The 24,960-nt window shown below is 63.2% G+C and carries 15 protein-coding genes; 9 read left to right on the top strand and 6 right to left on the bottom strand.

From position 1 onward, the window contains the following. Window positions 1-86: 86 nt before the first annotated feature. The 3 genes from ACQKI2_RS15630 (at window position 87) to msrA (ending at window position 7,965) form a co-directional block, all read left to right on the top strand. Complete coding sequence (locus ACQKI2_RS15630) at window positions 87-5,084, top strand: alpha-2-macroglobulin family protein (protein WP_427380561.1); 4,998 nt, start codon at window positions 87-89, stop codon at window positions 5,082-5,084. A gap of 16 nt (window positions 5,085-5,100) precedes the next feature. Further along, window positions 5,101-7,167: a penicillin-binding protein 1C gene (gene pbpC, locus ACQKI2_RS15625; RefSeq protein ID WP_427380560.1), complete on the top strand. Its 2,067-nt coding sequence runs from the start codon at window positions 5,101-5,103 to the stop codon at window positions 7,165-7,167. 150 nt (window positions 7,168-7,317) lie between these two features. Then, complete coding sequence (gene msrA, locus ACQKI2_RS15620) at window positions 7,318-7,965, top strand: peptide-methionine (S)-S-oxide reductase MsrA (protein WP_427380558.1); 648 nt, start codon at window positions 7,318-7,320, stop codon at window positions 7,963-7,965. Window positions 7,966-7,971: 6 nt separating this feature from the next. On the opposite strand, the gene ACQKI2_RS15615 is transcribed toward msrA, so the two are convergent. Then, window positions 7,972-9,549, bottom strand: coding sequence for an ArnT family glycosyltransferase (locus ACQKI2_RS15615; protein ID WP_427380556.1), 1,578 nt, complete (start codon window positions 9,547-9,549; stop codon window positions 7,972-7,974). A 261-nt stretch (window positions 9,550-9,810) separates the two neighbouring features. Here ACQKI2_RS15615 and ACQKI2_RS15610 point away from each other — a divergent pair, with 261 nt between their 5' ends. The 3 genes from ACQKI2_RS15610 to aguB all read left to right on the top strand — a co-directional run bounded on the left by ACQKI2_RS15610 (window position 9,811) and on the right by aguB (window position 14,916). Beyond that, complete coding sequence (locus tag ACQKI2_RS15610; RefSeq protein ID WP_427380554.1) at window positions 9,811-12,981, top strand: TonB-dependent receptor; 3,171 nt, start codon at window positions 9,811-9,813, stop codon at window positions 12,979-12,981. Window positions 12,982-13,073: 92 nt separating this feature from the next. Further along, complete coding sequence (locus tag ACQKI2_RS15605) at window positions 13,074-14,057, top strand: agmatine deiminase family protein (protein ID WP_427380552.1); 984 nt, start codon at window positions 13,074-13,076, stop codon at window positions 14,055-14,057. Window positions 14,058-14,073: 16 nt separating this feature from the next. Then, complete coding sequence (gene aguB / locus ACQKI2_RS15600; protein ID WP_427380550.1) at window positions 14,074-14,916, top strand: N-carbamoylputrescine amidase; 843 nt, start codon at window positions 14,074-14,076, stop codon at window positions 14,914-14,916. A 13-nt stretch (window positions 14,917-14,929) separates the two neighbouring features. On the opposite strand, the gene ACQKI2_RS15595 is transcribed toward aguB, so the two are convergent. Beyond that, on the bottom strand, window positions 14,930-16,735 hold the full coding sequence (locus ACQKI2_RS15595) for a diguanylate cyclase domain-containing protein (protein WP_427380548.1): 1,806 nt from the start codon (window positions 16,733-16,735) through the stop codon (window positions 14,930-14,932). A 136-nt stretch (window positions 16,736-16,871) separates the two neighbouring features. Beyond that, window positions 16,872-19,256 carry a transketolase gene (locus ACQKI2_RS15590; protein WP_427380546.1) on the bottom strand — a complete coding sequence of 795 codons (2,385 nt, stop codon included), beginning with the start codon at window positions 19,254-19,256 and terminating at the stop codon, window positions 16,872-16,874. Window positions 19,257-19,395: 139 nt separating this feature from the next. Here ACQKI2_RS15590 and ACQKI2_RS15585 point away from each other — a divergent pair, with 139 nt between their 5' ends. Continuing rightward, on the top strand, window positions 19,396-19,827 hold the full coding sequence (locus ACQKI2_RS15585) for an ester cyclase (RefSeq protein WP_427380545.1): 432 nt from the start codon (window positions 19,396-19,398) through the stop codon (window positions 19,825-19,827). Between the two features lie 5 nt (window positions 19,828-19,832). On the opposite strand, the gene ACQKI2_RS15580 is transcribed toward ACQKI2_RS15585, so the two are convergent. Beyond that, a complete protein-coding gene (locus ACQKI2_RS15580) occupies window positions 19,833-20,156 on the bottom strand; it encodes a hypothetical protein (RefSeq protein WP_427380543.1) in 324 nt (107 codons plus the stop codon). Between the two features lie 109 nt (window positions 20,157-20,265). Here ACQKI2_RS15580 and murI point away from each other — a divergent pair, with 109 nt between their 5' ends. Further along, window positions 20,266-21,138 (top strand): glutamate racemase, encoded by an 873-nt coding sequence (murI, locus tag ACQKI2_RS15575; RefSeq protein ID WP_427380541.1) that lies wholly within the window; start codon window positions 20,266-20,268, stop codon window positions 21,136-21,138. On the opposite strand, the gene ACQKI2_RS15570 is transcribed toward murI, so the two are convergent. After that, window positions 21,081-22,277, bottom strand: a complete 1,197-nt coding sequence (locus ACQKI2_RS15570) for a type III PLP-dependent enzyme (protein ID WP_427380540.1) — start codon at window positions 22,275-22,277, stop codon at window positions 21,081-21,083. The two genes, murI and ACQKI2_RS15570, sit on opposite strands and share 58 nt — an antisense overlap. A gap of 271 nt (window positions 22,278-22,548) precedes the next feature. Between ACQKI2_RS15570 and ACQKI2_RS15565 the strand changes: the two genes are divergently transcribed. Next, on the top strand, window positions 22,549-23,646 hold the full coding sequence (locus tag ACQKI2_RS15565) for a substrate-binding domain-containing protein (protein ID WP_427380538.1): 1,098 nt from the start codon (window positions 22,549-22,551) through the stop codon (window positions 23,644-23,646). 19 nt (window positions 23,647-23,665) lie between these two features. Here the strand turns inward: ACQKI2_RS15565 and ACQKI2_RS15560 are convergent, their stop codons facing one another. Then, a complete protein-coding gene (locus ACQKI2_RS15560) occupies window positions 23,666-24,772 on the bottom strand; it encodes a glycosyltransferase family 4 protein (protein WP_427380536.1) in 1,107 nt (368 codons plus the stop codon). Between the last annotated feature and the right edge of the window lie 188 nt (window positions 24,773-24,960).

Raw genomic sequence — 24,960 nt, 5'->3', positions numbered from 1 at the left:
TTCGCGCCTTAGCCGCATTCGCGCCCTGTTGGCGCCGACCTTATCGGGTGTAAGGTGAGGTGGGCGGACTTCGGAGGACGTATATCATGGCATTGCAGGCTCGCGGGACTCTGAAGGGTCTCAAGACGTTTGTTTTTTCTCTGTTTTTGGCAGGTCTCGCCGCATGTGGCGGCTCGCAGACCGGCAAGACGGCGGATGAGGATGCTGATGCCACCGTGCTGGTCGAACGCTCTCCGTCTGACCAGGTTGCCGCCCGCAAACGCGAAGAAGCCCGCCGCAAGGCCCGTGAAGCCGAGACGCAGGACTTCTCCTATTTCCGCTACCGGATCGACACTTCGACCGAGCAACCTCTTGCCTGTTTTGTGTTTTCGGCCGCCCTTGATCCGCAGACCGACTATTCTCCCTATGTCGAATTCCGCCCCTCCTTCCGCGCCGCCCTCACCGTGGAAGGCCGCGAGCTTTGCGTCGGCGGGCTCGCCTTCGGCACCAGCCGCACCGCCACCATCCTCGCCGGTCTCCCCGCCGCAGATGGCCGTACCCTGAAACGCGGCGAAACCGTCCCCATCGACTTTGCAGACCGCCCCGCTTTCGTCGGTTTCAAGGGCACGGGCGTCATCCTGCCGCGGGAGAATGCCGATGGCTTGCCGGTGGAAACTGTCAATGTCGATGAGGTGAAAGTCACCGTCACCCGCGTCAACGACCGCGCCATCGTGTTCAAGAATGTCGGCGAAGGGCAGACGACCCGGCAGGGTCAATGGTCCTGGCTTTGGGGGGAAGATTCGCCTGAAGATGTCGGCGAGGAGATCTTCTCCGGCAAGATGGACGTGGCCAATGTCCAGAACGCGCCTGTCATCACGGTGTTTCCGCTGCAGGATGTTGTCGGCCCGATGAAGCCCGGCGCGTATTTCGTCCGCGTTGAAGATGCTGCCAAGATCACCGATTCCGAAGGCCCGCCCGCCGCTTCCGGCCGCTGGATCCTGCTGACCGATCTGGCGCTGACGGCCTATTATGGAGAGCAGGGGCTCGACGTAACCCTCCGCTCCCTGAAGGATGGCAAGACGGTCAGCGATGCCACCGTCCAGCTGATCGCGTCCAACAACACGGTTCTGGCCGAGAAGAAGCCCGATGCCGCGGGCCGCGTCTCCTTCGACAAGCCGCTGATGAGCGGCAAGGGCACAATGGCGCCCCGGCTGGTCGTTGCCACCAATGCCAAGGGCGAGCTCGCCGCGCTTGATCTCAACCGTTCTCCGGTGGATCTCTCCGAATATACCGTCGGCGGGCGCCGCACGCCCGGCCCGGTGGACGCCTATGTCTATTCCGACCGCGGCATCTACCGCCCCGGCGAAACGGTCGAGCTGACCGCCATGCTGCGCGACCGGGCCGGCCGCCAGGTTACAGGCCGCAATGGCCATCTGGTGATCTATCGTCCGAACGGGCTCGTCGCCTCCAAGACCCGGTTCACCGATCCCAAATCCGGCGCAGTGACCCAGAGCTTCGCAGTTCCGCGCGGGGCCTCGCGCGGCGAATGGCGCGCCAGCATCGAGATTGACGGGCTGTCTGCCCCTGCCGGCGAAATGCGTTTTGCGGTCGAGGACTTCGTGCCTCAGCGCATTGCGGTGGATGTGACTGCCGATCAGGAAAAGCCAATGAAGGCGGGCGCCACGCGCCCTGTCGATATTGCCGCCCGCTTCCTCTATGGCGCGCCCGGCGCTGGCCTGACGGTGAAAACCGAAGCGCGGATGGAGCCCGACCCCAAACCCTTCAAGGCGTTTGAAGGCTTTACCTATGGCCGCCATGACCAGACCTTCGAGCAGCAGATCCTGGAATTTGACGATGTGACCACCGATGGCGCGGGCAAGGCGCTGGTGCGGCTCTCACCCGGCACGGCTGGTTCCAATTCCGGTATTCCGCTGCGCCTCAACACGGTTGTCAGCGTGCTGGAGCCCGGTGGCCGCGCCGTATCCGAAAGCGTCCGCGTGCCCTACCGGCCGGAAAACCTCTATGTCGGCCTCAAGCCGGGCTTTGACAGCTCCGTGCAGGAAGGCGGCGAAGCGACGTTCGAAGTCGTCGCCGTCAACGCCGATGGCGAAGCCTCGGCCCAGCGGCTCAGCTGGAAAGTGCTGCAGGTGGACTTCCATTATGACTGGTACCGGGAAGGCGACAGCTGGAACTGGCGCCGCTCGCGCACGGTCACCAAGGTCAATGAGGGCGTCGTCAACACGCCTGCCGGGGGAACTGCCGAGATCAAGGTGCCCGCGCTCGACTGGGGCAGCCATGAACTCGTCGTCGAAGGCCTGGGCCCCAATGCGTCGGTTGGCGCTTCCACCAGCTTCTATGTCGGCTGGGGCGGCTGGGCGAGCGCGGATGGCACCGAAGCGCCAGACCGCGTGAAGGTCGTCGCCGCTGAGAAAACCCCAAAAGTGGGCCAGAATGCCGAGCTGACGATCCTGCCGCCATATGACGGCCAGGCGCAGGTCGTCGTCGCTACAGACCGTGTGCTGTCAGTTCAGAACCTGGCCGTCAGCGCGTCGGGCACCCGTATCACCCTTCCGGTTACGGAAGAATGGGGCGAAGGCGCCTATGTCATGGTGACGGTCTATTCGGGCCGCGATCCGGTTCTGCGGGCAAAGCCGCGCCGCGCGGTGGGCATTGCTCATGTGCCGGTGGATATGGCCGCCCGCACCTTTGCCCTGACGATCAATTCGCCCGATCTCGCCCGCCCGCGCGCGGAGCAGATGGTGGAGATCGACATCAAGGGCGGGCCGCGCGAACCGGTCTTCCTCACCGTGGCCGCCGTGGACGAAGGCATCCTGCAGCTCACCAAGTTCAAATCGCCCGATCCGGTGGCCCATTATTTTGGCCGCAAGGCGCTCGGCGTGGAGCTCTATGACGATTACGGCCGCCTGCTTGATCCCAATCTCGGCATGCCGGCGGAGGTCCGCTCCGGCGGTGACCAGCTTGGCGGAGAAGGGCTCTCAGTCGTTCCGGTGAAGTCGGTCGTACTCTATTCCGGCCTCGTCGAGGTGGGCCGGTCGGGCAAGGCGCGCATTCGTCTTGATATCCCCGAGTTCAACGGCCAGCTGCGGATCATGGCGGTGGCCTGGTCGAAAGCCGGGGTAGGGTCTGCCGACAAGAAGATGACCGTGCGTGACCGCGCGCCGGCCGATCTTGTCATGCCGCGCTTCCTGGCGCCGGGGGATGAGGCGATCATCACCGCGAGCATCGATAACGTTGAGCTTGCCAGCGGCCAGTTCAATGCGCGGGTTGCGGGCACTGGCCAGATCAGCGTGGCTGAGGCGGCCCTGATGCGCACCCTGCAGAAAGGTCAGCGCGCGGATATTCCGGTGCGCGTCTCGGCCTCGGGTGAAGGCATTTCAAGCCTCAGCCTGAATGTCAGCGGCCCGGATAATTACAAGACCGACCGGACCTATGAAATCCAGACGCGCTCGCCCTATCTGCCGGTAACGCGGGCCACCACGCAGCTGATGCGGCCGGGTGAGACTTTCTCGATCAGCCAGGCGGCACTGGCCGGCTTTGTGCCAGGGTCTGCGGAAATATCGGTGGGCTTCTCGCCGCTGCCGATTGATGCGCCGACGCTTTATGCCTCGCTCGACCGCTATCCCTATGGATGCACCGAGCAGATCACCAGCCGCGCCGTGCCGCTGCTCTATTCGGAACAACTCGTCTCGATGGGCGCCAGGGAGGCGCGGGATAATCCGCGCGACAAGATCCAGACGGCGGTGAACACCGTGCTGAACCGTCAGGGGGCGGACGGCGCGTTCGGTCTCTGGCGGGAAGGGGACGGCTATGCCAGCCCCTGGCTCGGCGCCTATGCGACGGACTTCATCTTCCGCGCCAAGGAGGCAGGCTATGCCGTGCCGGAAGAAGCCCTGACGCGGGCCTATGGCGCGCTGCGCACGGTTGCCACCGGGGATACCTGGCGCGTGTATGGCTATGACACCGATGTGTATGAAAGCCGCTATTCCAACGACAGCGTACAGCAGATGATGTACCGCTCCTCGGCCTATGCGCTGTATGTGCTGGCCAAGGCCGGCGAGGCCGACATCTCACGCCTGCGTTACCTGCATGACCGGGAACTGAGCAATATCGAGAGCCCGCTGGCCCGCGCCCATATCGGGGCAGGCCTGGCCTATCTTGGCGACCGGGCACGCGCCGCCTCGGCGTTCAAGTCTGCGGAGCAGAAGCTCGGCTATCGCAATACGGGCGATTATTACCAGACCCCTCTGCGCGATCTGGCCGCCATCGTGGCCCTCGCCGGCGAAGCTCAGATCCCGGATGTTGTGGGCCGTCTCGGCGAACGTCTCGGCAAGGACGTGCCTGATGCGCCCAGCCTGACAACGCAGGAGAAGGCCTATCTTCTCCTTGCCGTGAACAGCCTCGGCAAGGGCGAAGCCAATGTTCAGGTGAAGGCCGAAGGGCTCGGCACGGGCAATGACAATCAGCGCCAGTACAGCCTGACTGAAGCCCAGGCCCGCAGCGGCGTCAGCCTCCGCCTTGGCGGTGATGCGCCTCTCTTCCGCACCGTGCTGGTGACCGGGGCCCCGTCGGCGCCGCCGCCTGCCGCCTCGTCCAAGCTCAGCGCCGACAAGCGCTTCTATGGCCTGGGCGGTGAGCAGATGCAGCTTGACCAGATCCGTCAGGGCGAGCGTGTCGTTGTGGCTCTGACCATCACGCCAGAGGAGCGCCGCGTGAACCCGGTCATCGTGGCAGACCTGCTGCCGGCCGGCTTCGAGATCGAGGCGATCCTGCGCCCTGCCGATGGACGGCTGGTGGAGTATGACTGGCGGACGGGAGAAGACCGTGTGCGCGCCGGGGCCTTCGGTTTCCTGGGCGAAATCGCCCGGCCGCAAAGCTCTCAGTCCCAGGATGACCGCTTCGTGGCGGCGATCGATGTGACCGAGAACCCGGTGACGCTTGCCTATGTCGTCCGCGCCGTCAGCCCGGGCAGCTTTGCCATCCCCGGTGTTGTGGCCGAGGATATGTACCGCCCCGACGTCTTCGCCCGTTCGGCGCCCGGCCGTGTGACCGTGCTTGCCGCGCAAGGCGCAGCCGGCGGCCGCTGACCGGAGGGAGGGCCGTTTGGGCCAGCATGTGCCGAAACGCCTCCTTGCCGGGCTGGCCGCGCTGATTGCGGCCGTCCTGCTGATTGACGTGATCTTCCCTCCGCCCCTTGAAAGGGCGGGGGGCGTTTCCGTGCTGGTGACCGACCGGGCCGGCAAGCCGCTGAGGGCGTTCCCGACGCCGGATGGCCGCTGGCGCTTCGGTGTGGACCTTGATCAGATCGACCCGGATTTCGTCGATGCGCTGATCCGCGTTGAAGACAAGCGCTTCTGGGATCATCACGGCACGGACTGGCTGGGCCTGCTGCGCGCCGCGTTTGACAGTGCCGCAGCCGGGCAGATCGTCTCGGGTGGCTCGACCCTGACCATGCAGACCGCGCGGATGCTGGAGCCGCGCCCGCGCAATGCCGGCTCCAAGCTGATCGAGATCTGGCGGGCCAACCAGCTTGAGCGCCGCCTCTCCAAAAGGGAGATCCTTGAGCTCTATCTCTCGCTCACGCCCTATGGCGGGAACCTGGAAGGCGTGCGTGCGGCCAGCTGGAGCTATTTCGGGCATGAGGCAGACCGGCTGTCTACTGACGAAATTGCACTGCTGATCGCGCTTCCCCAATCTCCGGAAGTGCGCCGGCCTGACCGGCGGCCTGAATTTGCCGCCCGTGCGCGCGACTGGGTGGCAGAGAAGCTTGCCCGCTATGGTGTCTTCTCCGAGAATGACGCGCTGGAAGCCGCTGCGAGCGCCATCCCCGCCCGCCGCCTGGATTTCCCGGGCCGTGCCTGGCATGGCGCGGACGCTGTGCTGGCCAGCGGCCCGCGCGAGGATGTCCGCTCGACCCTGGACGCCGCCTTGCAGGCGGAGCTGGAACGCATCGCGCTTACGCGGGCGCAGCTTGAAGGGACGGATGTGCAGATATCCGCCATTGTCGTGCACGTGCCGACGCGCGCGGTGCGCGCCCTCGTCGGATCGGCCTCGCGGGATCGGGCAGGAGGTTGGCTCGACCTCACCAACCGTCCGCGCTCGCCCGGCTCGACGCTCAAACCCTTCATCTATGCGCTCGCCTTCGATGATGGCACGGCCTCTGCGGATACGCGCATTCAGGATCTGCCCAGCCGCTTCGCCGGATACCAGCCTGAGAATTTCGACCGGATGTTCCATGGCGATGTGCGGGTTTCCGACGCCCTGCAGCATTCGCTGAATGTGCCGGCGGTTCTGATGCTGGACCGGGTGGGCGCTGAACGTTTCTCGGCGCAGCTGGCGATTGCCGGCGCGCGGCCGCGTGTCTCCGGCGCCAGGGGGCAGGCGGCCGGTCTGGCGATTGCCCTGGGCGGCGCCGGGCTCACCGCGCGTGAGTTGGCGGTGCTCTATGCGGCGCTTGGCGATGGCGGGGTGGCCAAGCCGCTCGTCTGGCGGGCAGAGGAAGAACGCGCGAGCCTGGGCGATCCTGGCCGCCGCCTGATGGGGGAGGCCAGCGCGGCTGAAATTCTCCGTATCCTGCAGGGCTCGCCTTCGCCGGAAGGCCGTATGCCGGGCCGCCTGACACAGGACGCGCCCCAGATCGCCTTCAAGACCGGCACCTCCTATGGCTACCGCGATGCCTGGGCGGCGGCGGTTTCCGGCCAGCATGTGATCATCGTCTGGGTGGGCCGGGCAGACGGCGCCCCGCGCACCGGCGTCACAGGACGCGACATCGCTTTGCCCATCCTCTTCGAAATGGCTGACCGGGCGGCGCATCATCTGCGCGACGATGGCGACAGCGAGCTGCGCCTCAGCGCTGCGCCGCTGACCCCGTCAAAAGGGGCCTTGCGTGCCTTCTCAACTGACCGGCCGCCAGAAATTCTCTTTCCGCCCCAAGGCGCTGAACTCTGGGCAGGCACGGTGGACGGGCGCGCGCCGCGGCCTTTTGTTCTCGCCGGCCGGGGCGCGGGCGCGCTCAGCTGGTTCATTGATGGGCAGCCGGCGGCCCTCGATGACGCCGGCGCGCCGGTCTGGCGGCCGGATCAGCCGGGCTTTTATCTTGTAACGGCGGTCGATGGGGCCGGACGGTCCAGCCGGGTGCGGGTCCGTGTGCTGACTGAAGATCCTGCCTGACTGCCTTGTGTGCATCAGGTCACATCCGCGAGATAAAATACATCATTACGCATTTGATGCCTTTTTTGTGCCGCCTGTAGCAACTAATTCGGATTTGCCGTGTACAAGTGCCCCTTCGGGTGCCGGCAAAGTAAGAGTTAACAGTCCAGCGTGCTTACCAATCGTCCCGCCGTCCTTATTGCCGTTGCTTCGGGGCTCGCCGCTTCGAGCATCGCGTTCATGTCAGGCGGGGGCATCGACGATCGCCGGGCCGAAGACGCCCCGATTCGTGTGGCAACGGCTGTTTTTGCCGGCGGATGCCTTGCTTGTGTCGAAGCTGATTTCGACCAGATGAGCGGCGTGATCGAGACGGTTGTGGGCTATACCGGCGGCAGCGCTGATCGCCCGACCCGTAAGCAGGTTGAATCTGGCGAAACCGGACATTACGAAGCGGTCAAGGTCACCTACGACCCGTCACGGATTTCCTATGAAACCCTGGCGGCCAACTTCATGCGCACCATCGACCCCACCGACGATACTGGCCAGTTCTGTGACAAGGGCGAACCATTCCGCAGCGCGATCTTCGTTTCCGGGGGCAGCGAGCGGAATGCGGCCGTTGCCACCGTTTCCGGTGCGCAGCGCGCGCTGGGCCAGGATGTGGTCACCGAAATCCGCCCACTGACGGTCTTCTGGCCTGCCGACGACCACTATCAGGACTACCATGTGAAGAACGCTTCGAAATATGCCAGCATGCGTGAAGCCTGCGGGCGCGATCAGCGTCTCATGGAAGTGTGGGGCACGAAGGCTCCGGCGCTCTGAACCCTTTCAGCCGCCATAGGCGGCTGTCGGGCAGGGTGGTTCCGGGAATTCTATCTCGCCGATGAACTGGTTCTCCCATTCCCGCGTGCGCGCGGGCGGGTTGTACCCCTCTCCGATATAGAGCTGGAAAACCCGGCTGATCGGGCAGCCATTCCCGCGCTTGCCAAGGTCTATCCGCACCTGGCCAACCGGCTCGAAGCTAGCAAAATCACTGCGCAGACGTGGCCGCATATCCGGATGAACCGAAGCGATCAGCACACGTTCGGCAATCGCGCCCTCCAGGGGCTGCCTCTCCGAAAAGCTCTTGGGGCCGGGATAGCGGCGCCAGGAAATCAGGGGCAGCGTCCGGTCGCGGGCATAGAAGTCCAGCCCATGCCAGGCCTCGCGTTCATCCATCAGCACGGCAGTGGCGCCGAGGCGCTCGGCCTCTGCAAACACCTGCTGGGCAGAAGCTTCCCAGCCGCGGGTCCGCTTCATGGCATTGTCCAGCCCCAGATCGGTCGTGGAGGCAGGCGGCAGCAGCGTCATCGCCATGAACAGCCCTGCGACCAGCAGGTTCAGCCCCAGGCTCGCCCACAATGTCAGGGCCATGCCCCGGCTGAACCAGATGGCCACCAGCAGCGCCGCGCCGGGATAGGCCGTGGCGGTCCAGTTGGCATGCGCGCGCGAGAGAATCGCCTGGCCGAGGATGAAGATCAGTACCGGCAGGATAAAGCAGAGCAGCCAGCGCTCAGGGCTGGCCTCCTCGCCCCGGCGCGACCGGTGGAGGAACAGGCCGGCCAGCAGCGCCAGGAAGCTGACCGGTCCGAACATGCCAAGCTGGTCTGCAAACCAGGTCAGAGCGTTTTCCGGATTGAACAGGTCGCCGCCAAGATTGGCATTGTCGACCGTGTGGCTGACGGTGGCAAAATCATTGGCAGCATTCCAGGCAAAATGCGGCGCCACGATCAGCGCGGCGATAAGGCCGGCCAGCAGGCCGCGCGGCGTAAGGATTGCCCGCCGGGTCGGCGCGTCGGCGAGGCAGGCAAGCGCCAGGCCGATCAGGAAATACAGCATCGCATATTTGGACAGCATCCCCGCGCCGATCACGCCGCCGAGCAGCGCGGCAGACACCCAGCTTCCCTCACCGCTGCGCAGGCGCCAGAGAAGATAAAGTCCGGCGCACCAGAAAGGCATCAGCACGCCATCTGTCGACAGCACATTGGAGGAGAGCACCACAGACGGCATCAGCGCATAGAGCAGGGCGGCAAAGAAGCCTGCGCGCGCGTCCAGCATCGTGCGCCCTGTCAGGAAGATGAGGCCCGCCGCCGCCGTGTGGAGCAGGGGCGCAGCCAGCCGCACCGACCATTCGTGTATTCCGAACAGTGCCGTGGTCAGATGGATCACCCAGGCGATCATTGGCGGCTTGGAATAATAGCCCCATTCCAGCTTCTGGCCCCAGCGCCAGTATTGGGCCTCGTCGGCATAGAGTTCGAGCGGGGAGACGATGACCGCAATGATTCGCAGAATCAGCAGCAGGCCAAGGGCCGCCAGGGTGAGCCATTCAAAGATCTGAGGAGGCTTGGGTGCTGTCAAATTGGTCATTGCCGCTTCCAGGGAGGTTGGTGCCTGTCTTATGGCCGCATTATCGGCACAGATACAGGGGTAGAGGCCGCTCCCGGAGGGCTCCAGCGTATTAACAGCGTGTCATTTTTGCATCGCAACGGAAAAACCGTACGCGAGCCGAAATGGGATGCTGAACCTTCAAACGCTTGTCACTAATCTGTCACTCAGCGGGGTTAAGGCCTCGCCAAACCCGGTCTCGCGAGGGGGCTGTGGTGATGGTTGAAATTCGGGGAACTCCAAATGATCAAGAATTTCTTTGCGCGCAGCGCATCGATTGCAGCGCTCGCGGCGCTTGCGCCGGTGGCTGCCGTCTATGCTCAGGTAACCACGTCTGACGCTCGCGGTGTCGTAACGGATTCGGCAGGACAGCCTGTTGCTGGCGCCACCGTTACTGTCGTTCATGAACCCACAGGTACGGTTACGACGGCGACCACCGCTTCGAACGGCCTCTATACTGCGCAGAACCTGCGTATCGGCGGTCCGTTCAGCTTCACCGTTTCGGGCAATGGCATCGTCACCAGCCGCGTCGAGAACGTGTACACCGGCCTGGGTGAAACCTCCGTTGTTAACATCGTGACGGCTGCTGCCGACGACACCGCCCGTCTCGACACCGTTGTGGTCACCGGTTCTGCGGCCATTGCCAATGTGGCAACCGGCCCGTCCAGCAGCTACAACCTCGACACCCTTCAGAACATTCCGGCCATCTCGCGCGATCTGAAAGATGCCCTGCGCCTCGACCCGCGCATCTATATCGACGATGGCTTCGTGGATGCCATCTCCTGCGCCGGTGCCAACCCGCGCTACAACTCGCTGACCGTTGACGGCTCGCGCCTCTCGGACAGCTTCGGTCTCAACTCGAACGGGTACCCGACCGAGAGCATGCCCTTCGGCTATGACTCGATCCAGCAAGTGTCGGTCGAGCTGGCGCCGTTCGATGTTGAATACGGCCTGTTCACTGCCTGTAACATCAACGCCGTCACCAAGTCGGGCACCAACTCGTTCCATGGCGGCCTGTTCTTCGACTTCACCAACCAGGACCTGCGCGGCGACTCTGTGGAAGGCAACAAGATTGCCACGCAGGACTACGAAGACAAACGCTACGGTTTCAACATCGGCGGCCCGATCATCAAGGACAAGCTGTTCTTCTTCGGCTCCTACGAGAAGAACGAAGCGGTCAACCTGTTCGACAACTCGCCTGAGTTCGCCCGCATCGACCCGGCTGTGTACCAGCAGGTCATCGACATCGCCGTGAACCAGTATGGCTACGATGCCGGCGGCATCCCGAGCTCGATCCCGGTGGAAGACGAGAAGATCTTCGCCAAGCTCGACTGGAACATCAACGAGCGTCACCGCGCCGCGATTTCCTACACCAAGAACGAAGCCTTCAACTTCAACCCGTCCGACTCCAGCACGACCCAGGTGTCTGATGGCAACCACTTCTACCAGCGCGGTGGCCTGCTTGAGAGCTATGCGGTTTCGCTGAACTCTGACTGGACGGACAATTTCAACACCGAACTGCGCTTCAACCGCGTCGAGTTCGACATGGTTCAGGAACCTGTTGTCGGCGATTCCGGCTGGGGTGAAGTCCAGGTCATCGTCCCGAACACGGCTGGCGGCACCTCCACCATCTATCTCGGCGCTGACGACAGCCGTCACTTCAACGACCTGATCTACACGTCCGACGTCTACAAGGCGAAAGCCAACTGGCAGCTCGGCGACCACCGCCTGACCTTCGGTGCAGAACGCGAAGAACTCGATGTGTTCAACGCCTTCATCCAGAGAACGCGCGGCTTGTGGGTCTTCGGTCAAACCTCAAACGGCGGCGCAACGGGTATTTCCGATTTCGCGGCCGGCAACATTGATGACTTCCGTTATCAGAACGCCGCCGGCACGAACGATCCGAACGACGGCGCCGCCCAGTTCGGTTACGAGATCAATACCTTCTACCTGCAGGACAAATGGCAAGTCACGCCGGCGCTCGAACTGACCGGCGGTCTGCGCTACGACTACTACACGTCGGGCGATGCGCCGGCGCTCAACCCGCGCTTCCAGTCGGCCTACGGCTTCGCAAACAATGCCACGATGGATGGCCGCGACCTTCTGCAGCCGCGTCTTGGGTTCAAGTATGACTTCTCGAACGATATCCGCTTCCATGGCGGTATCGGTCTCTATTCGGGCGGCAACCCCAACGTCTGGATCTCGAACAACTATTCGAACAACGGCGTGACGCTGTTCGATTACCGCGTTCGCAGCACGAACCTCAGCAACTTCACCTTCGGCAGCGGCGACCCCTTCTTCACGGTGCCTGACGAAGCCATTGCGGCCCTGGCTGCAGCGGATGCATCGGCCGGCGCTGGCCCGGTCAACGCGCTCGACCCGGACTTCGAAATTCCGTCCGAGTGGAAAGCTGCCCTCGGCACCGTGATCGACTTCGGTTCGGCTGATGCCTGGTATGGTGACAACTGGCGCCTGATGCTCGACTTCCTCGTGTCGAAAACGAACGAAGCCGCCTACGTCCTGCCCATCTCGTTCACCCAGACCCGGATCGCGGCTGATGGCCGTCCGGTCTATACGGGCAACACGAACGACTTCCTGCTCACCAATGCCGAAGAGAAAGGCTGGGCACGGACTGTGTCGGTTGGCCTGTCGAAAGACTATGGCAACGGCATCGACTGGTCTGCTGGCTACGCCTTCACCCAGGCGAAGGACGTCAACCCGATGACCTCGTCGGTGGCTTTCTCGAACTGGTCGAACGTCCAGACCTTCGATCCGGTGAACATGGACCTCGGCAACAGCGACTACGTGATCCCGCACCGGTTCACGTTCAACCTGAACCTCCGTAAAGAGTTCATCAAGAACTTCGCCACGAAGGCATCGCTGTTCGCAACGGCCAACGAGGGCGCGCCCTACAGCTACACGATTGGCAGCACCAATGCGTTCACTGTGGGTAACAACTCTGCCCGCAACCTGGCCTACATCCCGACAGGGGTAGACGACCCGGTGCTGTCGCCGTCCTCCAATGCTACGGCCGTGCAGAACCTCGTGAACTACATCAACAGCAACAGCGACCTGAGCGATATGCGCGGTACGATCGCTGACCGTAACTCGCAGACCGATCCGTGGCGCTCGCGCTTCGATATCCGTCTCGCCCAGGAGTTCCCGGGCCTGCGCGCTGATGACCGCACCGAAGCCTTCGTGGTCATCCGCAACGTCGGCAACCTTCTGAACGACGACTGGGGCCTGCTGAAAGAGCACGGCTTCCCGGGCAACGCCCAGCTGTACGGGATCAGCGGGATCGACGCACAGGGCCGCCTGATTGTCACCTCGTTCAGCCCAACGGTTGATGACGCTTCGACGATCAACTCGGCTTCGCTCTGGCAGATCCGCCTCGGCCTGAAATACACCTTCTAAGCGGAAATCCGCTAAAGGCTCACTATATGAGGGGGCGGTCTTTCGGGGCCGCCCTTTTCGTTTGACCCAAGCTGTGGCAAGGCCCGGATGACATGACTGATATACCCCTGCATCTTCCGCCCGAATGGGCTCCGCAAGCGGCCCTTTGGGCCGGCTGGCCCCGCCTTGCCGAGGAATGGGGCGGTGATCTGACAGCAGCCCGCTCGGAAATCTCTGCCTTCATCCGCAAGGCGGCGGACTATGTGCCAGTCAAGATTGCCTGCGGATCGCGGGAGGCGGCTGCCTCTGTGCGGCTCGCCACCGGCGGGGCAGGGGAGATCGTGGAGATCCCGACCGGCGATATCTGGCTGCGGGATACCGGCCCGATCGTGACCGGCGCGGGTGCTTCCCGCCAGGCGCAGGTGTTCCGCTTCAACGGCTGGGGCGGCAAATATCTGATGGACGGCGACACCGAGACGGCCGGCGCCGTTGCCGGCGTGGAAGGCCTGCCCACGCGCCGCCATGGCCTGATCCTGGAGGGCGGCGGCATCGATGCAGACGGCGAAGGCCGCCTGCTGACAACCCGCCAATGCTTGCTCAACCCCAATCGCAACCCCAGCCTCTCTCAGGCGGAGATCGAGGCGAGCCTGACGGCGGCCCTCGGCGTGGATGAGTTCATCTGGCTGGGTGATGGCCTGATGAATGACCATACCGATGGCCATGTCGACAACATCGCGCGCTTCATCGCGCCCGGCCATGTGCTCTGCCAGCATCCGGCTGACCGGAATGACCCCAATGCCGAAACCCTGCAGGAAATTGAGCGGACGCTCGTGTCGAGCGGGTTGATGGTGTCGAGCATCCCTTCGCCCGGCCTCGTGCATTTCGGCGATGGCGTGCCGGTTCCGGCCAGCCATATGAACTTCACGATTACCAATCGCGCTGTTCTGGTGCCCGTCTATGAGGATCGCTTCTCGGCGGTGGCCCTGTCTGAACTCAAGGCGCTGTTTCCGGGCCGCGAAGTTATCGGCCTGCCGGCGCGTGCCATTCTGGCGGGCGGTGGAAGCTTCCACTGCATGACCCGCGAAATCCCCGCCTGAGAAGGAGGCTCTGCCCATGACCCGTGCGATCACGCTCGCCGCCATCCAGTTCACGCCCACCGATGATATTCAGCAGAATATCGACCGGGTTGCTGGTTTCGTCCGCGAAGCCGCCGCCAAAGGCGCAGATGTCATTCTGCCTCCGGAGCTTTTCTGTGGCTATTATTTCTGCAAGACGCAGGAAGAAGAGCATTTCGCCCGCGCGATCGAATGGCAGGAGCATCCGGCTGTTCATCAGCTCTCGGAGCTTGCCGCAGAGCTTGGTGTGGTCATTCCGGTCTCGATCTATGAGAAGGAAGGCCCGCTCTATTTCAACTCCATCGTGGTGATCGATGCAGATGGAACGCCGCTTGGGGTCTATCGCAAAAGCCATATTCCCGATGGGCCGGGCTATCAGGAAAAATTCTACTTCCGTCCGGGTGATACCGGCTTCCGCGTCTGGAATACGATGAAAGGCCGCCTCGGCGTCGGCATCTGCTGGGACCAGTGGTTCCCGGAGGCGGCCCGCTCAATGGCGCTGATGGGCGCTGATGTGCTGCTCTATCCCACGGCGATTGGCGCTGAGCCGCAGGACGCTTCCCTTGATACCGCCGCGCGCTGGCGCCGGGGTATGCAGGGGCACGCTGTTGCGAATGTCATTCCCGTGGTCGCGGCAAACCGTGTCGGCGATGAGCAGGGGCAGGTTTTCTACGGGACTAGCTTTATCACTGACGAGACGGGCGAGATCGTCACGGATATGGACCGCCAGCAAGAGGGCGTGATTCTCGCTACCTTCGATCTGGACCATATCGACCGGGCAAGGGCTGCCTGGGGATTCTTCCGTGACCGGAGAACAGATCTCTACGAAATTCTGGTCTAGGCGCCGCGCCGGTTCAGTGCCGGTTGGCCGTGCCGAACATCCGGGCGACGCGGTCTTCGGTGTGATCATTGTCGGCAAAGATTACAGGTTCGCTGCGGCGGCGGTCGCGGCTGCGCTGGTCTGCGATGCGGATTACGCCGCGTCCGGACGATTTGACATGGTATAGCTCTGCGTCGGCCTGGCGCAGCATGCCGGCAAAGCCGCTCCGGTGATCGTGGAAGGCGATGCCGATGCTCGCGCTCACGCTGATGTAATTTTCCTCATGCTGCAGGGCGGCCTGGGCCGATTGCAGGAAGGCGTTGGCCTGGGTGATGATGTCCATCCGGCTCTGCCAGTGGTATCCGAGGATCAGGAATTCGTCCCCGCCTGTCCGGAAAATGTCGCCCCGGCCGCCAAAATGCGCCCGAAGCTTTTCGGCCATCGACACCAGAACAGCGTCCCCGGCGCCATGGCCAAAAGTTTCATTGATCAGCCGGAAATTGTCGAGGTCGATCGCAACGGCGGCGCTGTAGCGTTCGCTTGTCTGGCGGTTTTCCAGTTCGCAGATCCGGTCCAGCAGACGCCGGTTGCCAAGTCCGGTCATCGCATCTGAGTTTGACCAGAATTCGGCCTGCCGGGCCTGTCCGCCCAGAACAGCGCTCAGATAGGCCAGCATGAACGCAAAGGCGAGCGGCAGCAGGAACTGGTTGATCGGCAGATAGGGCGTAACGCCGGCCATGCGCAGGTGAATCCATATCGTTGCCAGCAGGCAAGGCAGCCAGGCGATCAACGCGCTGCGGGCTCCCGAAACCCCGCTCGATGCCATGATTGCCAACCCGGCCACCAGGATGACAGGGCCTGCTCCGGTGGCGATGTAAAAGCTGGTCCGTCCGATCCAGGAGGGGAGACCCGCGCTTATGGCGGTCAGTGAACTGATGAAGGCAATGGCATAGAATATACGGTAAAGGCGCGGTGCCTGCTTCTCCATGCCGAGAAACACCATGATAAACATGGTGCCGAAGGCCATCATCATTGCTTGCGTGAAGAACACGATCTGGCCGAAGTTGAAATGCAGGTGCATGCCGAAAATTGCGGAGACGAGCCCTGAAGAAAGCAGGATATAGATCGCCACCGAGAGGGCAAAGCAGATATAGATACGAAATGATCCGTTGGCTGCCGCAAACGACATGGACCCCGCATAAACTGCAAAGGAAAGGGCTGCGCCGATAATCAGGCTCCAGATCAGCGTTTCCAAGGCGATGTGGCGCGCAAAATTGGCTTCTGAAGCAATAATCACCGGAAGAACGATCAGGGAAGAGCTGCGTACCCGGATAAAGTATTCCCGGCTTTCGCCGGGCGGTAAAAGCAGATGATAAGCCGGATAGGCCGCTGCGACGCCGGTGCCCGTCACCGCAACTGCAGATCCTGCGGTGCTCTGGTGCAGGCTGCCATCCGGGCGTATTTCAAAAAGATCGGTGCGCTGCAGATAGGGAAATCGTAGGGCAAACTTTGCGGACTGCGCATCCGCGCTGGAATTCTTCAGCGCAAAGCGAAGCCATACATCGCTCTGCCAGGCGGAGAATTGGGGCGTCCTGCTGCCTGCTGGCTTGAAATCCAGTGTGCCAGCAGATGCGATCACGTCCTCAGGTGCGCGGGCAGGGTCTATGTTCTCAGCAAACTGGAAAGCGGGGGCAAACGCCGCGTTGGTTGGCAGGCCGGCAATGTCCATCGCGCGAAGTGGTTCGCCCGCAAAGGCCATGAGCGGCAGGAACAGCCAGCCCAGCGCCGCGCAAACGGCGGCCCCCCAAAGGCCTGATTTTCTCCTTAGGCAGATCATCATAAACCGCACCAGCTCCAACTCCTGGTTTATGATCAACCGGTAAAAATCACGTTGTTTTAATCCGTGAATTCTTCTCCCGAGCGAAAGGAAATTTCGGCATATCTGCCGTGTCTGCAACAGGATGGGCCCCGAGGGCTTATAGGCTCTTGCCGGGAGACAGGTGGCTGGCCGCCGAGACGATCGCGTCAGCATCAATCATGAAGTGCCGGTAGAGATCGGCGATCGTGCCCGTCTGGCCGAAATGCTCGACCCCCAGCGGCGTGACGGCATGGCCCTTCACGCCGCCGATCCAGGCCAGTGTTGCGGGGTGCCCGTCGGTCACGGTGATCAACTGCGCATGGCGCGGCACGCTCTCCATCAGCCGTTCGATCTGGCTGAGGGCGGTCTTCTGGCCGCGCGCGCGGGCGCGGCGGGCGGCGGTCCAGCCCGAGTTCAGCCGGTCGGCAGACGTGACGGCCAGCACGCCGATATCCCGCCGGCCTTCGCCGATGCGGGCGGCTGCCTTGATGGCTTCCGGCGCGATGACCCCCTGATAGGCAATGATGACTTCGGCATTCGGGCCGGGCTTCCGCAGCCAGTAGCCGCCATCGATCACGCCCTGCCGGAAAGCGGCATCCTCGCGGGACCAGGCGCGCACCTGCTCCACGGGCCGGGTAGAAAGCCGCAGATAGACCGAGCCGCCCGTCTCGTCGCGCAGCCAGGTGCGCTCGTCCGGGTCGCCTTCGCCGTCGCGCTGCAGATAGTCAAAGCTCCAGTCCATGATGATCGAGAGTTCATCGAGGAATGCTGGCTCGAACGAAACGATGCCGTCCTGGCTCATGCCGATCAGCTGCGCGCCGATGGACTGGTGCGCGCCGCCCTCCGGAGCCAGCGTGACGCCCGAAGGCGTGCCCGCGATGATGAAGCGTGCGTCCTGATAGCAGGCATAGTTCATGGCATCGAGGCCACGCGCCACGAAGGGATCGTAAACCGTGCCGACCGGAATGAGCCGCTCGCCAAAAAGGGAATGGGAAAGCCCCGCCGCGCCCAGCAGCAGGAAGAGGTTCATCTCTGCAATGCCCAGCTCGATATGCTGACCTTCCGGAGAGAAGGCCCATTTTTGCGCGGAGGGAATCCTCTCCTCACGGAAGGTATCCCCCTTCGCCTCGCGGGCAAACAGGCCGCGCCGGTTCACCCAGCCGCCCAGATTGGTCGAAACCGTCACATCCGGGGAGGTGGTCAGGATGCGTTGGGAAAGTTCGCTGTCGCCGCGGGCGAGCGCGTCGAGGATCTTGCCAAGGCCCGCCTGGGTCGAGAGCATTTCGTCATCCAGAAACACCGGGCCAGCGGAGGGAACACGCGGCGCCGAATACCGGCGCGGACCTTTGGCAAAGAAAGGTACCTGCGCGAGCGCGGCCTGCAACTCGCCGGGCTCGGCAACCGTTGCAAAGGGCTCCCATTCCTCGCCGTCGGCCACGCCCATGGCCTTCTGGAAATCGGCCATCTGCGCCTTGGTCATCAGGCCGGCATGGTTATCCTTGTGCCCGGCCAGCGGCGTGCCCCAGCCCTTGATCGTATAGGCCAGGAACACGGTCGGGCGGTCATCATCCGCGCGGGAGAAGGCTTCGAGCAGCGTTTCAAGGCACTGGCCGCCCAGATTGTTCATCAGCTCACTGAGCTCTGCGTCAGAGCGCCGCTCGATGAGAGCGGCCACGTCTCCCTGATCGCCAAGGTCATCCATCAAACGCTTGCGCCAGGCTGCGCCGCCCATGAAGGTCAGCGCCGAATAGAGAGAGTTCGGGCACGCTTCGATCCATGTCTTCAGCCGCTCACCGCCTGCTTCAGCAAAGGCCGCCCGCTGCAGCGCGCCAAAGCGCAGCACTTCCACGCGCCAGCCGAACGCCTTGAAGATCGCCTCGATCTTCGCCCACAGCCCCTCATGCACAACGCCGTCGAGGCTCTGGCGGTTATAGTCGATGATCCACCAGGTATTGCGCAGGCCGTGCTTCCAGCCTTCCTGCAGGCATTCATAGACATTGCCCTCGTCCAGTTCCGCGTCGCCCACCAGCGCCACCATGCGGCCGGCCGGGCGCTTGCCGGATCCGAAATCCGTCCACGGACGGGCGATCAGGTAATCCTGAATGATCGCGGCAAACGCAGTTTCCGCCACGCCGAGGCCAACCGAACCGGTGGAGAAATCCACGTCGTCAATGTCCTTGGTGCGGGAGGGGTAGGACTGCGCCCCGCCATAGCCCCGGAAGTTTTCCAGCTTTTCGCGCGTCTGGCTGCCCATCAGATAGTGCATCGCATGGAACACCGGCGCGGCATGCGGCTTCACGGCCACCCGGTCCTCCGGGCGCAGCACATTGAAATACAGCGCCGTCATGATCGACACCATCGACGCGCAGCTTGCCTGATGCCCCCCCACCTTCACATCATCGTCGGCCTTCTCGCGAAGATGGTTGGCATTGTGGACTGTCCAGGCGGCAAGCCAGAGCAGGCGCTGTTCGATGGTTTTCAGTTGATCGATGGAAAGGGGCATGGATTTCGGCCATCTCGCTGGGGAAGGGCATTTCCTTCCGCCTAGATCAGGAATGCGCGCAAGTCCATGGCTGGGTCTGATCACCATGGCCCCGGCGGGCGTCTTGGGGTAGCCTCAGGAAAACAGGGAGGGAGTGATCATGACGGACCTGGCAGAGCGCCGCATCCAGCTGGTAAAGGACCATATGGCGCTGGAGGTGACCCATGACTGGGACGGCGTCATCGCCACCTTCGAGCATCCCCGCTACGAAATGTATGGCTCCGGCAATGTGTTTGACGGCGAGGCGGCCGTGCGCGGCTATTTCGATGCCTCGCGCACGCCTTTTCCAGATCAGGGCAACGAGATCATCGCCATCGCCCATGCCGGTGATACGGTGCTGGTCGAATTCTGGCTCACGGGAACCCATCTTGGGCCGCTGCGCCTGAAAGACAGGGTGGTGGCGCCGACGGGCCGGCCCTTCAAGGTGCGCATGGCGGCAAGTTTCGAATTTCCGCCCGGCGGTGACAAGATCATCTGCGAGCGGCCTTATTTCGATCAGGGGGCCGTCCTGAGGGCGCTGGAGCTTGCCTGAGACGCCTAGTCGAGCGAGCGGCGCGCCTTGTCGAACATGTCGGTCAGAACCGCGCCGGGGCCGTTGGCCGCCTGATGATACCAGTCGGGCATGGCCTGCAGCACGCCGGCCGCATCTGCCCAGCGGCGCACATTGGCGTCGGCGGTCAGCTGGAATGCCTGGCGCATGAAGTTTTCGTCTGCGCTGTCAAAACCGTCCGCAAGGGTGATCGCGGAGAAGCTCATCATGCTTTTCTGCACGGCCAGCATCGTGTCGAGCGATGCGGAGGTCAGGGCGAGAGACGCGCGCCAGGGCGCCAGCCACAAGTCAAACATCGGTTTCATATCCATCAGCTTCGCTCTTTTCTACGCCGCTATTGTGCGCTGCACAACAAATCTCATGCCAAAAGCCCGGTTCCGCCCCGTTTTCGCCGCTGAGGAATGGTCTTAACTGCCGGATATGACTGCCGATGCGCCCTTTCCGTTTGAGCCTTCGCCCGCCAGGGGGCGTGTTCTCGTCTTCGATTCCGGGGTCGGGGGGCTGACCGTTGCCGGGGAAATCCGGGCGCTGGGGCCCCGGCTTTCGGTGCATTATGCCGCCGATACCGGCTTTTTCCCATATGGGGACAAGTCTGACGACGCCCTGCGCGCCCGCCTGCCGGTGGTGGCCAAGGCGCTGGTAGAGGCGGCCTGCCCGGATGTGTTCGTCATTGCCTGCAACACGGCGAGCACGCTGGCACTGGCCGACGTGCGCGCCGCGCTGGATATTCCCGTTGTGGGCACAGTGCCAGCCATCAAGCCGGCAGCCCGGCTGACCGAGACCGGAACCATCGGCCTCCTCGCCACCCCTGGCACCATCAGGCGCGCTTACACCGCCCGCCTGATCGAGGAGTTTGCGGGCGACAAGCGCGTCATTCTCCATGGCAGTCTGGAACTGGTCAAACTCGCCGAGGCCCATGCGCGCGGAGAGGACGTGCCGCCGGAGGCTTTCGCCGCTGCGCAGGCTCCGCTGTTTGAAGCGCCCGGCGGCGATGAGATCGACACGGTCGTGCTGGCCTGCACACATTTCCCGCTGGTGCGCGGGCAGCTCATTGCCACCGCGCCCCGGGCCGTCAGCTATATTGACAGCGGCGCGGCCATCGCCCGCCAGACAATCCGTGTACTGCCTGCCAGAAATGAATCAGGCGGACAGGGAGGCACAGCCTGCCTCACAAGTCCGCCTGAAAGGGAAGAGGGCACCGTCCGCGTCCTGAGACGCTACGGTTTTCCCGAGGTTCAGTTCGTGGCCATCGAGCCGATCGAGATGACCTCGGCGCCTTCGGCCGAGCCATAGAGCGACGGCCAGGGGCTATCCTGGACAATCGCCAGATCGGATTCGCCAAAGCCGTTGAAGCGCGTCGCCATCGAGCGGCCATAGGCGCCGATATTGCCGATCTCCACATAGTCGCCCTCGGTCAGCCCGGCCGGCAGCCAGACCTTGTAGGGAAGCATGTCGGCCGAATCGCAGGTCGGTCCGTAGACGGTGTATTCCACCATCCGGCCCAGCTTGCGCCCGTCGCCCGAGATCGCGCGCATCGGGAACACCCAGTTCTCGTGCACGGCGTCATACAGCGCGCCATAGGAGCCTTCATTGATGTAGAGCGCGTCACCCTTCACCAGATCAATGCCCACCAGCAGGCTTTCGGCTTCCGCCACCAGCGCGCGGCCCGGCTCGCACCACAGATCAGCGTTCTCCAGAACGAACATGTTCTCGAACGAGCGCATCACCATGGCAACATAGTCGTCCATCGCCGGCGGGTTCTTGTCGGCATAGATCGCCGGGAAGCCGCCGCCGACATCCACGATGTCCACGGTCACGCCGGCGTCAATGATGACGCGGCTGGCATCTGCCATCGCCTGTGCCCAGGCAGAAGGCTTCATCGCCTGGCTGCCCACATGGAATGACACGCCCAGCTCATCGGCATAGCGGCGGGCAACGCTGAGAATTTCAGCCGCTTCTCCGGCGCTGGCGCCGAACTTGCCCGAAAGCGGCAGGGCCGATCCTTCATTCGACACGGCAATGCGTACAAGGATCGTCAGATCCTTCGCAAAGTCGGTCGCGTCGAGAATCTTCTGCAGCTCGGCCATCGAGTCGGTGACGAAGATGCGCACACCATGATTGAAGTAGGCGCGGCGGATCGCCTGGCGCGGTTTCACCGGGTGCAGGAAAGCGATGCGGGCGTCCGGGAAGCGGCCGCGGATGAGTTCGATTTCCTTTTCGGAAGCCGCGTCAAAGCTGCGGATGCCGCCTTCCCACAGCGCGTCGAGGACGTGCGGGGCAGGGTTCACCTTCACGGCATAGAAGGGCTGGGCCGGGAATTTCTCCACGAACCAGCTCGCAGCCGCCGTCACACGCTCCGGACGGAAGCAATAGGTCGGCAGCTCGGGCTTCTGCTCGCGCGCAATATGATACGGGGTCGCGTAAGTGTGCATGACACCTAACCTCCAAAGGGCTTCAAACCAGCTTTGGGCGTTAGTACAGGGGGCCCCCCTTATCGGGTTAGCCCAGATGTCCGCCACATCGAATTTCAGGGGTCGAAATAGTGTACAATGCCCGGGCATGCAAGAAGAAATTTTGCCCATTACATAAGCTTGTCACAAAAGGGTAACGGTGCTGCGCCAGATAGCGCTTGCAAACATGGTAAAATGGCGCTCCGAAAACCGCGATCTCTGCGGCATTGGCGCTGTTCCCGGAGGTCTTCCGATGTTCTTTCGCCGTATCAGCCTGCTGGGCGCCGGCCTGCTTGCCCTGGCCGCCTGCAGCCAAAGCGACCTCTCGCAGCTCGATACCGGTGAGCCGGGCACCAAGCCTGTGCCGGCGATTGCGCGCAATCAGAAGATCAAGATTGTCGGGTCTTCCACGGTGGCGCCCTTCTCCCGGCCGGTTGCTGAGCGGTTTGGGGTCGTCACGCGGTTTTCGACCCCGATTGTGGAATCCACCGGCACCGGCGGCGGCTTCAAGGCCTTCTGTGAAGGCGTAGGCCCGATCACCCCGTCCATTGCCAACGCATCCCGCCCGATGACCGATTCCGAGCGTGAGCTTTGCCGGAAGGCGGGCGTCACAGACATCACCGAGCTGGCCTTTGGCTATGACGGTATCGTGCTGGCGAACGCCAAAGGCGGCCCGGATTTCAGCATGACAAAAACCCAGATGTTTCTGGCCCTCGCCAAGGATATTCCTGATGGCAAGGGCGGCTTCATCCCGAATCCCCACACGCGCTGGAACGAAGTCTCGCCGGAGCTGCCCGACGCTCCGATCCTGGTGTTTGGCCAGCCGCCCACATCAGGCACGCGCGACGCTTTCAACGAGCTGGGCATGGAGAAGGGCGCTCTGGGCATCCCGGATCTGGCGGACCTGAAAGCGTCTGACCCCGACGCCTTCAAGCTGCGCTCCCACACCATTCGCACAGATGGCCGGTGGATCGATTTCGGCGAGCATGATTCGGCGATTGTTCAGTCCCTGATGAAGTCTCCCGAAGCGCTGGGCGTCCTGGGCTTTTCCTTTCTCGAACAGAATGCCGATCGCATCAAAGGCACGGCCTTCAGCGGCGTCGGGCCCACATTCGAGAATATCAATTCCGGGGAATACGGCCTTGCCCGTCTGATGTTCTTTTATGTGAAGGAACAGAATTTGCCGCTGGTGGATGGCCTGGCAGAGTTCGTGGAGTTCTCGGTCGATGACGGCGCCGCCGGGCCGGACGGCTATCTTCTCGAACAGGGCCTTGTCCCGCTGCATGAAGATGAACTGCTTGAGCAGCAGCAGATCGCCGCCCGCCTCGTCGCCAAAAGCCGCGGCTACTGATCCGGCCTGAGCGACGCCTCTAGAAACCCGGCCCTGCCGGCTGCCTGCGCCGCCGGATACGGATCTTCTGCCAGAAACGTTTGCGCTCTGGCGCGGGCAGGGGCTGCAGGTTCTCGATGAACGCCTCAGCGCAGGCCCGCCAGCTATAGGTCTCCGCATAGGCCCGGCAGGTCTCGCGGCTTAGGCTGAGGCAGTCGATGGCCCCCTGGCGGAGATTGCCGCCCACCGGCGTGATGGTGCCCGCGCCCGAACCGGGGATCACATCGCGCGGCCCCGTGGCATCATAGGCAGCCACCGGCGTGCCCGCCGCCATCGCTTCCAGCACGACCAGCCCGAACGTATCGGTCAGGCTCGGGAACACGAACACGTCGGCGCTGGCATAATGGGCGGCCAGATCATCGCCGAACTTGGCGCCCAGGAACACGACATCCTTGTATTTCTTCTTCAGCTCTTCCAGCTGCGGCCCATCGCCGACGATCACCTTGGTGCCGGGCAGGTCCAGCTCGGCAAAGGATTCGATATTCTTCTCCACCGCGACGCGGCCGACATTCAGGAAGATCGGCCGCTTCAGGCCCGCAAACGGGTCGCCCGGCTCGCCTTCCTCGATGCGCTTGGCCGGGTTGAACAGTTCGGTATCCACCCCCCGGCTCCAGGAGACGAGGTTGATGAAGCGCTGCTGGCGCAGCTCGTCCAGCAGAGACGGCGTCGCCACCATCACCTTGCCCGAATATTTGTGGAACCAGCGCACGAAGGAATAACCCCACGCCACCGGCACCGGCAGGCGCGCCGAAACATATTCGGGAAAGCGCGTGTGATACGCGGTGGAGAAGGGGTGTTTCTCCGTCAGGCAGACGGCGCGCCCGGCCATACCCAGTGTGCCCTCGGTGGCGATGTGCACGGCGTCGGGCTCAAACTCGTCAAACCGCTCGCGAATTCTGCGGCGGGCAAACAGCGCCAGCTTGATCTCCGGATAGGTCGGCAGGGGCATGGTCATGAACCCATCCCCCGGATGCACGATCTCCCAGACATGGCCCATGGCCTCTGTCTCGGCGATAACGCGCTTCATCGTGCGTACGACGCCATTGACCTGAGGGTCCCAGGCATCGGTGACGAGCATGATGCGCATGCCGGCTCCATGGTTATGGGCCCCCCGCGGGCCTTTCGCGGGCGCAATCTGACGGGCTTGGCGCGGGGCGTAAAGGGGGACACTGCGGCGCAGGGGTGTTTTGGGACACTCCCTCGTTGGGGGTATTCTTGTCTGAAGGCTGAGGTATAAGCGGCAGAATATTGCCCCGGCCTCGCCAGACGGACCCA

This window comes from Hyphomonas sp. NPDC076881, from assembly GCF_050269995.1.
Taxonomy (GTDB): Bacteria; Pseudomonadota; Alphaproteobacteria; order Caulobacterales; family Hyphomonadaceae; genus Hyphomonas.
This window is presented reverse-complemented; position numbering and strand designations above follow the sequence as displayed.

Excerpts from the sequence above, each read along its gene's own strand:
- ACQKI2_RS15630 (WP_427380561.1), top strand. The coding sequence starts at position 87 with ATGGCATTGCAGGCTCGCGGGACTCTGAAGGGTCTCAAGACGTTTGTT.
- ACQKI2_RS15615 (WP_427380556.1), bottom strand. The coding sequence starts at position 9,549 with ATGACCAATTTGACAGCACCCAAGCCTCCTCAGATCTTTGAATGGCTC.
- ACQKI2_RS15610 (WP_427380554.1), top strand. The coding sequence starts at position 9,811 with ATGATCAAGAATTTCTTTGCGCGCAGCGCATCGATTGCAGCGCTCGCG.
- ACQKI2_RS15605 (WP_427380552.1), top strand. The coding sequence starts at position 13,074 with ATGACTGATATACCCCTGCATCTTCCGCCCGAATGGGCTCCGCAAGCG.
- aguB (WP_427380550.1), top strand. The coding sequence starts at position 14,074 with ATGACCCGTGCGATCACGCTCGCCGCCATCCAGTTCACGCCCACCGAT.
- ACQKI2_RS15595 (WP_427380548.1), bottom strand. The coding sequence starts at position 16,735 with ATGATGATCTGCCTAAGGAGAAAATCAGGCCTTTGGGGGGCCGCCGTT.
- ACQKI2_RS15590 (WP_427380546.1), bottom strand. The coding sequence starts at position 19,256 with ATGCCCCTTTCCATCGATCAACTGAAAACCATCGAACAGCGCCTGCTC.
- ACQKI2_RS15585 (WP_427380545.1), top strand. The coding sequence starts at position 19,396 with ATGACGGACCTGGCAGAGCGCCGCATCCAGCTGGTAAAGGACCATATG.
- ACQKI2_RS15580 (WP_427380543.1), bottom strand. The coding sequence starts at position 20,156 with ATGGATATGAAACCGATGTTTGACTTGTGGCTGGCGCCCTGGCGCGCG.
- murI (WP_427380541.1), top strand. The coding sequence starts at position 20,266 with ATGACTGCCGATGCGCCCTTTCCGTTTGAGCCTTCGCCCGCCAGGGGG.
- ACQKI2_RS15570 (WP_427380540.1), bottom strand. The coding sequence starts at position 22,277 with ATGCACACTTACGCGACCCCGTATCATATTGCGCGCGAGCAGAAGCCC.
- ACQKI2_RS15565 (WP_427380538.1), top strand. The coding sequence starts at position 22,549 with ATGTTCTTTCGCCGTATCAGCCTGCTGGGCGCCGGCCTGCTTGCCCTG.
- ACQKI2_RS15560 (WP_427380536.1), bottom strand. The coding sequence starts at position 24,772 with ATGCGCATCATGCTCGTCACCGATGCCTGGGACCCTCAGGTCAATGGC.